14 protein-coding genes are annotated in these 12,690 nt (G+C 45.5%); 1 reads left to right on the top strand and 13 read right to left on the bottom strand.

All coding sequences use genetic code 11. From position 1 onward, the window contains the following. Window positions 1–52: 52 nt before the first annotated feature. Complete coding sequence (brnQ, locus tag AOQ29_RS06315) at window positions 53–1,435, bottom strand: branched-chain amino acid transport system II carrier protein (RefSeq protein ID WP_061993637.1); 1,383 nt, start codon at window positions 1,433–1,435, stop codon at window positions 53–55. A 784-nt stretch (window positions 1,436–2,219) separates the two neighbouring features. On the opposite strand from brnQ, the gene AOQ29_RS06310 reads away from it, so the two are divergent. Then, complete coding sequence (locus AOQ29_RS06310; protein WP_061993636.1) at window positions 2,220–2,603, top strand: hypothetical protein; 384 nt, start codon at window positions 2,220–2,222, stop codon at window positions 2,601–2,603. A gap of 75 nt (window positions 2,604–2,678) precedes the next feature. Here the strand turns inward: AOQ29_RS06310 and AOQ29_RS06305 are convergent, their stop codons facing one another. The 12 genes from AOQ29_RS06305 to AOQ29_RS08205 form a co-directional block, all read right to left on the bottom strand. Next, window positions 2,679–2,954 carry a DUF2316 family protein gene (locus AOQ29_RS06305; protein WP_061993635.1) on the bottom strand — a complete coding sequence of 92 codons (276 nt, stop codon included), beginning with the start codon at window positions 2,952–2,954 and terminating at the stop codon, window positions 2,679–2,681. Between the two features lie 20 nt (window positions 2,955–2,974). Further along, window positions 2,975–4,534, bottom strand: coding sequence for a DHA2 family efflux MFS transporter permease subunit (locus AOQ29_RS06300; RefSeq protein ID WP_061993634.1), 1,560 nt, complete (start codon window positions 4,532–4,534; stop codon window positions 2,975–2,977). Then, a complete protein-coding gene (locus AOQ29_RS06295; RefSeq protein WP_061993633.1) occupies window positions 4,527–5,075 on the bottom strand; it encodes a PadR family transcriptional regulator in 549 nt (182 codons plus the stop codon). The genes AOQ29_RS06300 and AOQ29_RS06295 overlap by 8 nt, the downstream gene beginning before the upstream one ends. A 193-nt stretch (window positions 5,076–5,268) precedes the next feature. Further along, window positions 5,269–7,203: a copper-translocating P-type ATPase gene (locus AOQ29_RS06290; protein WP_061993632.1), complete on the bottom strand. Its 1,935-nt coding sequence runs from the start codon at window positions 7,201–7,203 to the stop codon at window positions 5,269–5,271. 43 nt (window positions 7,204–7,246) lie between these two features. After that, window positions 7,247–7,516, bottom strand: coding sequence for a cupredoxin domain-containing protein (locus AOQ29_RS06285; RefSeq protein ID WP_061993631.1), 270 nt, complete (start codon window positions 7,514–7,516; stop codon window positions 7,247–7,249). A 53-nt stretch (window positions 7,517–7,569) separates the two neighbouring features. Then, window positions 7,570–7,941, bottom strand: coding sequence for a cupredoxin domain-containing protein (locus tag AOQ29_RS06280; RefSeq protein ID WP_061993630.1), 372 nt, complete (start codon window positions 7,939–7,941; stop codon window positions 7,570–7,572). Then, entirely contained in the window at window positions 7,934–8,392 is a 459-nt protein-coding gene (locus AOQ29_RS06275; protein ID WP_061993629.1) for a CopY/TcrY family copper transport repressor, read from the bottom strand. Before AOQ29_RS06275 ends, AOQ29_RS06280 begins: the two co-directional genes overlap by 8 nt. Before the next feature lie 187 nt (window positions 8,393–8,579). Continuing rightward, window positions 8,580–8,957 carry a MerR family transcriptional regulator gene (locus AOQ29_RS06270; RefSeq protein WP_061993628.1) on the bottom strand — a complete coding sequence of 126 codons (378 nt, stop codon included), beginning with the start codon at window positions 8,955–8,957 and terminating at the stop codon, window positions 8,580–8,582. 51 nt (window positions 8,958–9,008) lie between these two features. After that, on the bottom strand, window positions 9,009–10,358 hold the full coding sequence (locus AOQ29_RS06265) for an MFS transporter (RefSeq protein ID WP_061993627.1): 1,350 nt from the start codon (window positions 10,356–10,358) through the stop codon (window positions 9,009–9,011). A gap of 150 nt (window positions 10,359–10,508) precedes the next feature. After that, window positions 10,509–11,108, bottom strand: coding sequence for a PBECR4 domain-containing protein (locus AOQ29_RS06260; protein ID WP_061993626.1), 600 nt, complete (start codon window positions 11,106–11,108; stop codon window positions 10,509–10,511). A gap of 348 nt (window positions 11,109–11,456) precedes the next feature. Next, window positions 11,457–11,963, bottom strand: coding sequence for a methylated-DNA--[protein]-cysteine S-methyltransferase (locus tag AOQ29_RS06255; protein WP_061993625.1), 507 nt, complete (start codon window positions 11,961–11,963; stop codon window positions 11,457–11,459). 164 nt (window positions 11,964–12,127) lie between these two features. Next, on the bottom strand, window positions 12,128–12,690 hold a 563-nt coding region (locus AOQ29_RS08205), incomplete at its 5' end, for an aldo/keto reductase family protein (RefSeq protein ID WP_061993624.1).

The raw sequence follows: 12,690 nt of genomic DNA, 5'->3' as shown, positions 1-12,690 counted from the left end.
CCCAGTTAAACTGGGACGTCTTTTTTACTTGCTTATTGGACACTGTCTTAATTTAAGCTAACTTACTTTCCTCTTGGTCTTCAGTTTGGCTAACTGTTGCCCCTTCTCTTTGACCAACAAGTTGCCAAACTAAGCCAACAGCCGCACCGACTAAGGCAGGCACAACCCAACCAAAGCCGTTTCCAGCGAATGGGAAGTACTGGTGATAATCATTGACTACGGTGTTAACTGTGGTCATGCTTAACAATGGTGAGTTAGCTAAACAATCCAGAAAGGCTGGGACAGTTACAAAGGCCATGACTGATCGGTACAAATATGGGGACTGCTTAACCCATTTGTTCAAAACACCCAGAGTAATTAAGGCTAAAGCATATGGATAAAGGAGCATCAATACAGGTACAGACCACTTGACGATGTTCGTTAAACCAGCATTAGCAGTGACGAATGATCCCACAGCTGTCAAGCGAAGCCACCAAAGGTATGATAGCTTTGGAAAGGCCCGGTGTAGGTCTTGGGCAAAGGAAGCGAAGAGCCCCATTGCTGTTGTGAAGACTGCCAAAGTTACTAAGACCCCTGTTGCTAAGACACCAAAGTTCCCCGCATAATGAGTGACTACATCACTAAAGGCTGTTCCACCGTTGGCAGCAACAGACATCTTACCGAGACTTGAAACTCCCAACAAAACCAAACCAACATAAAGCAAAGCTTCCCAGAAGATACTCAAAAGACCAGCCTTAGCCAAGACTTTTGAAACTGACTTCCCTTCAAAACCCATATGGCGAACGGCATAAACTGCAGTGACAGCAAAAGCTAAGAGAGCCAAACCATCCATTGTGTTATAACCATCCAAGATTCCCTGGAAGCCGGCATTACTTTGATAACTTGTGCCAACGCTTTGGTGAAGACTACCCATTGGTAGAACCAAAGCCAAAACTAGTAAGACAACTAATAAAACTAGGAAAAGCGGATTCAGGTACTTACCAACCCACTTCATTAGGCTTGATTGCTTAACTGTGAGGAAGTAAGCCAGTCCGAAGAACGCTGCTGAAAACAGAAACATGGCCAAATTTTGGTACTTAGCACTCACGAAGGGACTTACCCCCATCGAAAATGCTGTCGCTGCTGTACGGGGAGTTCCAAATAAAGGACCAATCGTCATGTGAACAGCAACCAAAACCACTGTCCCAAACCAAGGAGCCACCGGAGCAGCAACATCGTAAACACTTTTACTGTGGGTCATACTGACCGCCAGCATCGCCAAGAATGGCACCACGCAACCAGTTAACAGAAAACCGGCAGTTGCTGGAAGCCAATTATGACCGGCATTTTGTCCTAATTGAACCGGAAAAATTAAATTTCCAGCTCCAAAGAACATCCCAAAAATCAATGACGACAGCAAGAACAGCTGTTTTCGTGACAATTTTTCATCTTTCATTTCCGTACCTCTCTCTTCTAGTACCAATTCTCAACTAAGCAATTGATTTTTAACAAAGAAAAAGACCAGCCGCAAAATTGCAGCTGGTCTTAAAACCAAACATCAGCCGCCTACCTTCTTTAGTCGGGTAGGCGCACAATAAAGTATCAGCACACCGACCCTAAGGAATGATAATGCTGATAATAATTCGTGAATTGTTCTGTGTTAGGTTTTTTGTCATAGTCTTTCACTTCCTTGAATAGCTATATTAAAACACCATGAGAATTAATAGTCAAGGATAAATTTAAAACTCTTCAATTAACAATAAAAGAGCCACGCTTCCTCTCGGTTAGCGTGACTCGGCAAAAAAATGTAATTAATTAAATGTGTAATAGACGGTTATTGACGTGGAACGCTTCCATTCTATCCTGGACTCACCACGGAGTCAAAACGTTTCATAAACGCGAACTCTTGCAAGGCCTCGGCATTCGCCAAATAGTTACTTGGATTTTTTGAGCGTGAGCTCAAAGTTACGTTACGAGAAAAGTTGTTCTTCATAGACAGTAGCTCCAAGGTATTCGCTTTGTGGAAACGGCCGGCCATTTCCTTAAACTGAATTATACAACCTTTACCCTAAAACGCAAGCATATTTTCAAATATTTTTAAAATTAAAATCAAATCCGGCCTTAATTTTCATTTTTATATAAATTTTTCAATTGAGAAATGCCCAAAAATCGGCTTTGAAAGCGGTTTCTGAGTATGATAAAATGAACTAGAAATAATTTTTAGAGAGAGTATTTATTCTATGTTAAACCAAACACGTCGCAGTCCAAAATTATTCTTTGCCTTAGCGGCCCTACCAATGAATGCATTGATGCAGTCTTACAATTCAGGTCAACACCCACTCCGCGTTGACCTACTGCTTAGCCTGAGCATGACATTCATTGCCCTGTATTGCTTACCACTTCAGTACCAAGACATTGATCAAGTTACTCGACGGTTTAACCAAATCGCATTGGCAGCAACAGCCCTATTTGTCTTTTCTGGTAATTTTCTCTATCAACTGCTAGTTGACCATGAAATGGCCACCCAAAACCAAGTTAGCGTTTGGCCGGTCTTTATCCCTTTGATTCTTATTCCGGTAGCCTTGGTTTATCTCATTAACCGCCACAATCAAAAAAATAGTTAATATGCAAAAACGACCTCACCGGTTTGATTCGGTAAGGTCGTTTATTTATTTGGCCGCTAATTGGCCTAAGCGAATTCACTTTTGATTTAAAAACCAGTAATCAGCGGGATTTCCAACCAGTGCCGTATACGGCACCGGTTGAATGTCACGCTCCTTTAGCTGCCTTGCCAGATACTCCTTTAAAATCCAGGGTTCCTCGATAAAGGCAACCTCCAGATTTAAAACAGCTTCGAGGTGGTCAGTTGTCGTCTTTAAGTCGGCCGCTACTGTTGATAGTGGCAAATCCAACAAAGCAAAATTGGCTTGCAACTCTCGGATTGTTTGAACTTTTTGACTAGCAGTTAATGACATGACAATCTCCCTTATTGAGCTTACTTTTTAGCAGATTCTCCGTCGTGCAAGAGTACGAAGGAAACCACAGCACCGACCAAAACAATGGCCATCGCTGTAAAGGACAAACCACTCATTCCGGCGAAGAAGGCTCCTTCAACAACATGTTGGACTTGTCCGATCATTGGGAAATGTGCAAATGAATTTGAGAAGGCGACCGAGTGACTAGCAAATGGTCCGGCTTCCACAAAGACATGCTTAATCGATGCGACAACATTGGCACCCATACCGTGCAAGGCAAAGTGGCCGTTCAAGTATGAATCATATTGGTTAGTTTGAGTCAATCCGAGGATTACCACCCCAAATGAAATTCCCAATTGACGGAAGACGTTGATCAAACCAGAAGTCATCCCGATTTCTTCCGGCTTGGCACCAGCCAACCCAGCGTTGTTCAACAATGGGTTGATTAAGGCGTTGGCAATTCCCAACAAAGTTAATGGCAACAACAAGTCAACATATGACAAGCTACTTGTCATGGCACTGGCAAAAGCCCAGTAGCCCAAACCGGCAATCAATAATGAACCAGAAATTAATTTTTTAACTGAGAAATGTGAACCTAAGTAACCCGTCACAGGGCCCAAAATCAAAGTCCAGATTGTCATTGGAATTTGTCGCAAGCCGGTATTGAAGGCTGAGTAACCCATGTAGTTTTGCATCAATGAAGTCAAGAAGACGTTCATGGCGTAGATGGCTGAACCAAGGGCAAAGGCCACAACCACGGCACCGACAAAGTTCTTGTTCTTGAAGAGCTTCAAGTTCATCATTGGATGCTTTAATTTTAATTCGACGAAAATGAAAACAACCAAGAAGATTGCGGCAAGACCCAACCAAAGTGCAATCTTTGGGTCAGTCCAGGCCAAGTGTGGGTTATCTTCCTTTTGAATCAAACCGTAAACGGCTGAGAAAATTGCCACGGCGGACAAGACCATTCCGAGAATATCAATCTTTTGTCCCTGGCCGTAACTTGGTGTTTCCTTAACAGTCAACCAAACCAAGACAGCAGCGAAGATACCCAAGGGTACGTTCACGTAGAAAATTGCGGGCCAACCAAAGGCTTCTGACAAGGCACCACCAATCAAAGGACCAGAAACGGTTGAAAGTCCCATGACTGAACCCATGATTCCCATGGCCAGTCCCCGTTCCTTACCCTGGAAAATTGAAGCAACCAAGGCCATGGCAACGGTCATCAAACCACCACCACCGATGGCTTGAACTGCTCGACCAATATCCAAGGCCAAAAGGTTTGGTGCCAAACCGTTAGCGGCTGAGGCAATGACGAAGATGACCATTGAGGCCAAGAATAACTTTTTGCGACCATACATATCGGCCAACTTTGATAGAACCAAAATGACTACGGCGTATGAAATCGTGTATGAGCTAATCACCCACTGAACGTTACTAAAAGTGGTATTGAAGCTCTTAACCATCGTGGGTAAGGCCACGTTGACGATGCTGACATCGAGCAGGGCCATAAAGACCCCTAATGAAAGGGCAATTAACGCTATCCAGCGCTTTGACCCGTGTTCTTGTGTATCACTCATGTGTTTCTTTCCCTCCAAGTTCTTGCAAGCGACTATCAATCCAGGCGATCTTCGTATCGGCAATTTGGTTTTTCATTTCAATGGTTTTTAAGCCCCATTGGTAAAAATCCTCACGGTCCGGGTGATCCTTGGTTTCGTCCTGGTAATGCTGGACTAACTCGGCATAGATGTTTTTATCCGTCAAAACGGCATTGCGGTAGTCCGTCAAAATTTCAGCCTTCTTATCATTCTCCAGGTAGGAAAATGAACGAAACTTGAAATAGTAGGCATTGTCCCGATTACCGTCTTGGCCAACAGGTTTATTGATCAGGTCTAACAAGTAGTCCTGACCAGCATCCGTGATGTCAAAAACCTTAGCGTTCCGGCTATGACAGTCATATCCTTCGATATAACCTGCCTTCTCCATCCGGTTCAAGACGGGATACAGAACCCCATTTGAAATCTTTCGCCGTGGCACCACTGTCGAACCTAAAACTGTCGCTAATTTGTACCCTGACATCGATCGTGATGACAGCAATGACAAAATTAATAAATCATACATAATTAGCTCCTTCCTGGTTGAATCGTTTCTCGCGCCACCGTTCGATATGACGTGTCGTTTCGAACGGTCAACTGTATCTATCTTACACCGGTTTTGAAAAATTGCAAGTAAAAAGCAGGAATGCTTCTTTTTAGAAAGGCATTCCTGCTAATTTAATGGATGAAGGACCGAAGCCCATTTCATTGTTAAGTATTCAAATTGTTGCCGGCGTGGTTTTCACCTTGGTCCGGTTCAAGAGCAGTGAACTCGTCACCACCGACAAAGAACTCATGGCCATCGCTAGGCCGGCCAGTTCGGGACTCAAGACAAAGCCGAGGCCGTAAAAAAGACCAGCGGCGATTGGTAGTCCGAGAACGTTATAAATAAAGGCCCAGAATAGGTTGAGCTTAATTCGTTTGAAAATCTTGGCACTAAGATCAATAGCAGTAGCCACATCAGTCAGGTCATTTTTGACAAGAACAATATTACCAGACTCGATGGCAACATCCGTCCCCGACCCCATGGCAATTCCGACATCGGCGGTCGCCAAAGCCGGCGCATCATTAATCCCGTCACCAACAAAGGCGACCGGACCCACTTCCTGTAATTGTTGGATGTGGGCCGCCTTTTCGGCGGGCATAACTTCTGCAATCACGCGGTCAATGCCAACTTCTTGGGCAATCGCTTCAGCAACCGCCTGGTTGTCCCCGGTCAACATGACCGTTTCCAATCCACGGGTCTTTAATGTTGCCATGGCTTGGCGGGATTGGGCCTTTGGTGCATCTTGAATGGCAATCAGACCAATCACTTCTTGGTTCAGACCCACAAGAACAACCGTCTTGCCCTGGTTTTGCAGCGTCTTGAATGAAACGGCTAGGTCTGGGTTCATTTGCTGGTGGTCTAAGAAACGTTGGTTACCAACAAAGGCCGGTCCAGCTGAGGTCTGCCCTTGAACGCCTTGTCCGGGAAGGACCTCGAAACCGTTAACCTCTTCGACCTTGATTTGCCCGAATACTTTCGCCCGGTCAAGAATGGCCTGAGCTAATGGGTGTTCAGAACCAGCTTCCAATTGGCTGGCGACTGACAAAACTCTTTCTTCCTCGCCGACCACATCGGTCACGGTTGGTTGACCCACGGTAATCGTCCCGGTCTTATCGAAGACAACCGTCTTCACGGCCGAAACAGTTTCCAGAACCTCACCATTTTTGATCAAAATTCCATGGCGGGCTGTGAGGCCGGTCCCGACCATCAAGGCTGTTGGAGTTGCCAGTCCTAAGGCACAGGGACAGGCAATGACCAAAACGGAAACCGCAAAGACAACCGCCGTACCCAGAGAAACGCCGAAGGCCACGTACCAGAGTAAGAAGGTCGCAATCGCGGCCACTAGCACGACTGGGACAAAGACCGTTGAGACCTTGTCGGTTAGTTGCTGGATTGGCGCCCGACTATTTTGGGCCGATTTAACCAAATCAACGATTTGGGCCAAGAGCGAATCTGACCCCAACTTTTCGGCCCGAATCAGAATTGTCCCATTTTGGTTGATGCTAGCACCAATCACGGCATCGCCAACCTGCTTTTCAACGGGTAAACTTTCGCCGGTGACCAGCGACTCATCAACCGCCGTCTTTCCTTCGACAACAGTCCCATCAACTGCAATCTTTTGTCCTGGCCGGGCCCGGACAATATCACCGACCACGATTTTTTCAACTGGAATGGTGATGGTTTGACCGTTCCGAACAACTTCGGCTTCCTTGGCTTGGAGGTCGAGCAACTTATCAACCGCACCGGAGGCCTGAGCCCGCATTCGTTCCTCAAAGACCTGGCCCAAGAGAATGAAGGTCACGACCAACGCCGCGCCTTCAAAGAAGACCGGTTGGCCTTCAACCATGGCCCCGATACTATAGAAGTAAGCCGTCACGGTTCCGATGGCCACCAGAGTATCCATGTTGGAGTTATGCTTTTTAAAGGATGCCCAGGCACTCTTGATAAAGGGTCCGGCTGCGACGGCCATCACGACGGTCGTCAGGACCCATTCCGTAACCGGCCCACCCAGAAAATCAATTCCGGCTGGCATCAAAATCATTTGTACTACCATCGGCAAGGAAAAGACGACCGCAATCCCAAACCGCTGCTTAATTGTTAAGTGCATGGCGCCCTCCTCTACTAAATCAAAATTCTAAATCAAAACCCGCTTACTTGATGACAATCTTGCCCTTAACCATGTCCATGCCACAGGCAAATTCAAATTCACCACTTTGGTCAGTTGGGATTTCAAAGGTCACAGCTTCGTTCAATGGTAGGTCGGCTGAGAAGGCAAGGTCATGCGATTGAACGGCACCGAGGCAGCCACGGTCACTGACGCGCTTAAAAGTTAGATTAGCAACTTCGCCCTGGTTAAATTCAACCACGTTTGGTTGGTATTGGCCGTCAACTGTGATGATTTGTTCGTTATTCTTTGTCATAATATCTTCCTTTTTATATGTAAACTTATGTTTTTATCGTTAATTTTAAAACATTATTTAATTACTATCTGACCGCGGAACATATCCATCCCGCAGGCCCAGGTAAAGTCGCCGGCTTGGTCAGTATTAATCTCAATGGCAACCGGTTGTCCTTCTGGCAGGTCCTGATTAATCCCGAAATCAGCGAAAACCACCTGGTCCAGGCAGGATGAAGCATCTGTTCTGGTGAAGGTCAATGTGGCCGGAACTCCCTGTTGCAAGACCACTCGTTCCGGTGAGTACCCACCATTCACTTCGATGGCAACCGCTTGGTGGTCAGCCACTGTTTTGGCCTCCGCCTGGTCAACCTCGTGATGGCCGAAGAACCACCAAAGGATAAAGGCAATCAAGGCCAGACCTGCTATTAATACAATCAGTTTATCCATGGTGTCCTCCTTCATGGTTAGCCGTCATCGCACAAGACTCATCGATATCGCTATGGAGACAGTTGCAAGGCACTTGGTCCGGTGCATCAGGCAAACGTTCAGCCAAAACCGCTTGCATTTTTTGAATATCACTTTTGCTCAATGGTTCTGACTCCAGCAAACCGGTTAGGAGCGTTCCCTTATAGGCATTGCAAACTGAATCAAAAAACTGCTGAGCGAAATCATCAGTAGCATCGCTTTCGGCAACGAGTGGCGTATAGGTAAATGGCGAGGTACTTTGATCCACTGCCAGCATTTCCTTGTCCGTCAACCGGCGAATCAAAGTTTTGATAGTCGACATCGACCATTGGTGTGCGGCCTGAGCATCCGTAATAATTTCCCGCCCGGTCGCTTGGCCCTTAGTCCAAACAATCCGCATAATCACTTGCTCACTATCCGTAATCTTATTCATGGGCTTTCCTCCTTTTTTCGGTTTTTAGTCTACACTTGTAAACAACTTCTTTAGTATAGTTCTTGAGTTTACATTTGTAAACAGTAAATTCAAGGCAAATTAAAAACAGTCACCGCTATCATGACGGTGACTGTTTTTAACTAGTTTGAATTTTTTGTTTTAGGGGTTAACCAGTGGCGCATTTAACTTAGTCCCGCCAGCCCTCTTCCGTCTTCTTCAAATGATCTTCGTAATGGTCGAGCTTGTATTGCAGGTGGTCAACGGCATAATCAATATCGGCTCGCTTGGCTAACATGATAGTCATTTGTTCCCGTAAAACTGCCTTTTGCTTGTCAGTATTATCGCGGTCTTCGTCAACGAGACGAATGTATTCCCGCAGAGCTTTGACCGACATACCGGCCGCCCGCATATTCTTAGCAAATGTTAGCCGACGGATAATTTTCTCATCGATTTCTCGGTTACCAACCTCGTTACGGTCAATTTTGGGAATTAGTCCCTCTTTTTCATAGTAGCGAATGGTATCAGCTGGAATCCCAGTTAATTGACTTGTTTCTTTCACATTCATACAAATTACCTTCAAAATTTTCTACCGAGATGACCGACATGATGGCGGACGTTAATTTTCCGAGTCGGACTTTTTGGGCAAAATGAAGACCGTCACTAAGAATCCAGCACCCAATAAGCAAGCCGAGACCACCATGGCCACGTGGTAGGCTGCGACGGCGGTTGGTTGGCGGTTACCTAAGACAACCATCACGGAAAGTCCTAGTGACCCACCAATTTGGTGGACAGTATTCAAAATACCAGAGGCCGCCCCATTATCTCGACCAGTCGTGCCGGCAATCGCGGCATTGGTCATTGGACTAAAGGCCAGTCCTTGACCGATTCCCAGTAAGGTCATTGGCAGGCCGATGCCTAGCCAATAACCAAAGTTCACGTGGTAAAGGGTCAGCCAGATAAAGCCGATCAAGGTTAACCCAACGCCAATAATTAAAAGCTGAGTATTACCAAAGCGGCGGATTAACCGTGGTACCTGGAGGGCCACTACAAAATAGACCAGGGATAGTGGCAAGAACCCACAGCCCACCAATAAGGGCGACCAGCCCCAAACGTTCTGCATCAACTGTGGGGTCACAAACCAAAAGCCGAGCATTCCTCCCAGGTATAAGAACCGCAGGAGATAGGCTCCGACCCGTTCACGACTGGTAAATAAAGATAAGGGCATTAAGGGATTGGCCGACTTCTTTTCGATATAGATAAAGGCACCCAGCCCGGCCACAGCCAGTAAGAAAGTCACAACCGGGTATCGCGCCCCGTTGACCGTATAGACTAGTAAAAACATACTCAAAACCGAAACGACTGTGCCGGGGAGGTCGAGTTTTCGCTCTTGGTTATTTGACCGACTAACGTGGGGCAAGGCTGCCAGGCCTAAAATCAAAACCAAAATAGCTACCGGAACGTTCATCAAAAAGCCATCCCGCCATGAGCCCAGGGTCGCAAAGGCCCCACCGACTAAGAGGCCAAGTGCTGAACCAATTCCCGCAACTGAACCATAACCCGAAACAGCCGCAATTCGTTCCGGTCCTTGAAAGGCGTCCATCAAGACCGCCAAGGTTGTTGGCGCTAAGATGGCCGCGCCAATTCCCTGAAAGGCACGAGAACAAATAATCATCACTGCGTTCGTACTCAAGCCAACCAACAAAGAACCAAGTCCAAACAGCGCCATGGCGGTTAGGAAAACCCCCTTGCGACCAAATAAATCACCTAAGCGACCACCCAAAAGTAAGAGACTGCCGTATATCACAGCATAGGCGGTCTGAACCCAGGCTAATGATCCAGCGGAAAGGTGTAAGTCAGCCGCCATCTTGGTTGTCCCAGTAAAGACAATCGAATTATCCAAAATCGTAATCAGGTAACTGACTAAGACGAGGGTTAAAATAATTTTTTCGTTTTTCGTTTTAAACATCCTGTTTTTGCTCTCCTATTTTTTAGAACAAAAACTAGGATACACCTTGGAGTTCACTCCAAAGCAAGCAGAAAAATTGGATTTTTAACAGGTGGACTCTTATCTTAATTTTGAAGAATCACCACAAACTATAGGATACAAGTCAAACAATCAAAAGTAAAATTTTTCATCGCCACCTTGAAGATTGCAAGAATACAGATTTATGACGGGATATCCCCTATGCTTTGATGATAGTTCGTTATCCAAATTAATATTAGACAAAATATATTCACTTACACTGTTATTTTCTCTTTTGGTCGCTAAAGCTATAGTCACCCTATGAGAACGGATCAAATGTTCAAATACAACGTTTCCAATTCTTCCACTTTCGACAATTCTGACTTGCTTCTTTATAAGACTATCTAAATCCTGCAATGCATTCAGTTTTTTAACGAAAACTGAACGTTTATCATTACTATATGGCTTATACTTCTTAGCATTGTAGCTATTAACTTTTACAGATGAAAAATCAACATTTCCCTTTACAACATGCGACCAAAATCTTGATGCTCCCCTGTCATAATGTATCCCCATTAAATGTTGAAAATTATGCTTTTGAAATCGTATAGTTATTTCATAAAATGCACCATCTTTTTTATAGCAATAACTAACAAGTCGGTTAGTAAAATTTTCATCAAAAAAATCAGCAGCCCTTTGCCATTTTTTTAAAATATCGTTTTGCTTCTCTTTTGTTGAAAAATCCTTATCCATTTTTTCTACCAAAATAAAAACTCTGATTTAACAAATCCCGATTATGTATGCGGAAATTTTAAAGGTAGGAGCGCCCTGGGTCAGCACCCGAAGTCTGACAAGAATCTCACATATAGCCATGAGTTAGCTGGGTTGGCACCCGAAGTCCAACAAGAATCCCCTAGGTTTTCCGCAACCTTAGACATGGACAAGAGCAATCTAGACGACATACTTAAATCTTGTCTATAAATATTATAATACATAAAACTACTTAAATGCGTACCCATATATTCCAAAAAAGAATATTGATAGGCATTTTCCATCACCGAATCAAATAAAACAATCCTATCTGAATTCGATTGACCCATTTCATCCTTGCCACTCCTCTTCCATCTCCAACAAGGCCCTCTTTCGGTCCAGACCACCAGCATAGCCTGTCATTGACCCATCACTGCCAACCACCCGGTGACAAGGTACCAGCAATAAGATTGGATTATGACCTACGGCATTACCGACGGCTCGCGACTTATTGGCTTTAACCGTCTGGTCTTTTTGCAAGGCATCTGACAGATCACGGTAAGAGATTCTTTGCCCCATTGGTACTTGCACAAGTTCTTGGCGGACGGCGTCGCGAAAGGCCGTCCCTGCTGAACCAATTGGTACCGAATCGACTGCTGGATTTTCGCCCTTGAAATATTGGTCCAACCAAATCCGGGCCAACCGAATTGGTTCAGTCTCGCTAAGAGTAACTTCCGCTTCACTAAGGTCAAGCTGAGGCTTAGGCTGGTCCTGGAACCAGAGACCCACAAGGACTTCGTCATCACTGACCAGAATAATCTCACCAAGGATTGAATTGTAGGTCGCTGTGTAAAGCATTCCTGTTCTCCTATGTATCATCAGCGCCAACCGGCACCCACTAGATCGAATTTTCCTCTATTATACCAAGGACTCCTGGCAAATAAAAAACGGTCAACTTCAACCGAAATTGATCGTCATCTTCATATAAAAATTTTTCCAGCTCTGACCCCCGTAAACAAAGTTTACTTTTGGTAAACCGGGAAGACCGAAGTTTCGTCCGAATAATGGAAGCCTGTCCAGGCTTTTAATTTAGCCATGTCGGCATCTGAAATCACAAAGTCGATTGCCGCATTTGACCGCATGTGGTCAGCACTCGTCGCCTTTGGCAATGGTGCCAGCCCTAATTGCAATAAGTAGCGAACGGCCAATTGCGGCACCGTCACCCCATAGGTCCCAGCAATTGCTTGCAAGTCCGAGTTAGACACCAAGTCCCCGTGGCCAAATGGTGAATGAGCCTCCACCAAGATATCATGATTCTGGGCAAAGTCAATCAGGTCCAAGGGTGTCTTACCAATGTGAGCCAAGACCTGGTCGACCATTGGTGCGACGGTCCCGTGATCCAACAAGTTCTGCAAATCGGCTTGATCGAAGTTAGCCACCCCGATTGCTCGGACCTTGCCGGCTTGGTAAGCAGCTTCTAGTCCCTGCCAAGCGGCTAGGTTACCGGCCGCAAAGCCATCGGTCCCGGTGTAGTCGGCCCAAGGCTTGGGCGCGTGGATTAAGATTAAGTCCAAATATTCCAAGC

The sequence above is a fragment of the Fructobacillus ficulneus genome (assembly GCF_001047075.2).
Classification (GTDB): domain Bacteria; phylum Bacillota; class Bacilli; order Lactobacillales; family Lactobacillaceae; genus Fructobacillus; species Fructobacillus ficulneus.
Note: the sequence above shows the minus strand (reverse complement) of the source record. Positions and strands in the feature narration are given on the sequence as shown.

What these genes read in the sequence shown, in the direction of transcription:
- brnQ (WP_061993637.1), bottom strand. Translation starts at nt 1,435, where the DNA reads ATGAAAGATGAAAAATTGTCACGAAAACAGCTGTTCTTGCTGTCGTCA.
- AOQ29_RS06310 (WP_061993636.1), top strand. Translation starts at nt 2,220, where the DNA reads ATGTTAAACCAAACACGTCGCAGTCCAAAATTATTCTTTGCCTTAGCG.
- AOQ29_RS06305 (WP_061993635.1), bottom strand. Translation starts at nt 2,954, where the DNA reads ATGTCATTAACTGCTAGTCAAAAAGTTCAAACAATCCGAGAGTTGCAA.
- AOQ29_RS06300 (WP_061993634.1), bottom strand. Translation starts at nt 4,534, where the DNA reads ATGAGTGATACACAAGAACACGGGTCAAAGCGCTGGATAGCGTTAATT.
- AOQ29_RS06295 (WP_061993633.1), bottom strand. Translation starts at nt 5,075, where the DNA reads ATGTATGATTTATTAATTTTGTCATTGCTGTCATCACGATCGATGTCA.
- AOQ29_RS06290 (WP_061993632.1), bottom strand. Translation starts at nt 7,203, where the DNA reads ATGCACTTAACAATTAAGCAGCGGTTTGGGATTGCGGTCGTCTTTTCC.
- AOQ29_RS06285 (WP_061993631.1), bottom strand. Translation starts at nt 7,516, where the DNA reads ATGACAAAGAATAACGAACAAATCATCACAGTTGACGGCCAATACCAA.
- AOQ29_RS06280 (WP_061993630.1), bottom strand. Translation starts at nt 7,941, where the DNA reads ATGGATAAACTGATTGTATTAATAGCAGGTCTGGCCTTGATTGCCTTT.
- AOQ29_RS06275 (WP_061993629.1), bottom strand. Translation starts at nt 8,392, where the DNA reads ATGAATAAGATTACGGATAGTGAGCAAGTGATTATGCGGATTGTTTGG.
- AOQ29_RS06270 (WP_061993628.1), bottom strand. Translation starts at nt 8,957, where the DNA reads ATGAATGTGAAAGAAACAAGTCAATTAACTGGGATTCCAGCTGATACC.
- AOQ29_RS06265 (WP_061993627.1), bottom strand. Translation starts at nt 10,358, where the DNA reads ATGTTTAAAACGAAAAACGAAAAAATTATTTTAACCCTCGTCTTAGTC.
- AOQ29_RS06260 (WP_061993626.1), bottom strand. Translation starts at nt 11,108, where the DNA reads ATGGATAAGGATTTTTCAACAAAAGAGAAGCAAAACGATATTTTAAAA.
- AOQ29_RS06255 (WP_061993625.1), bottom strand. Translation starts at nt 11,963, where the DNA reads ATGCTTTACACAGCGACCTACAATTCAATCCTTGGTGAGATTATTCTG.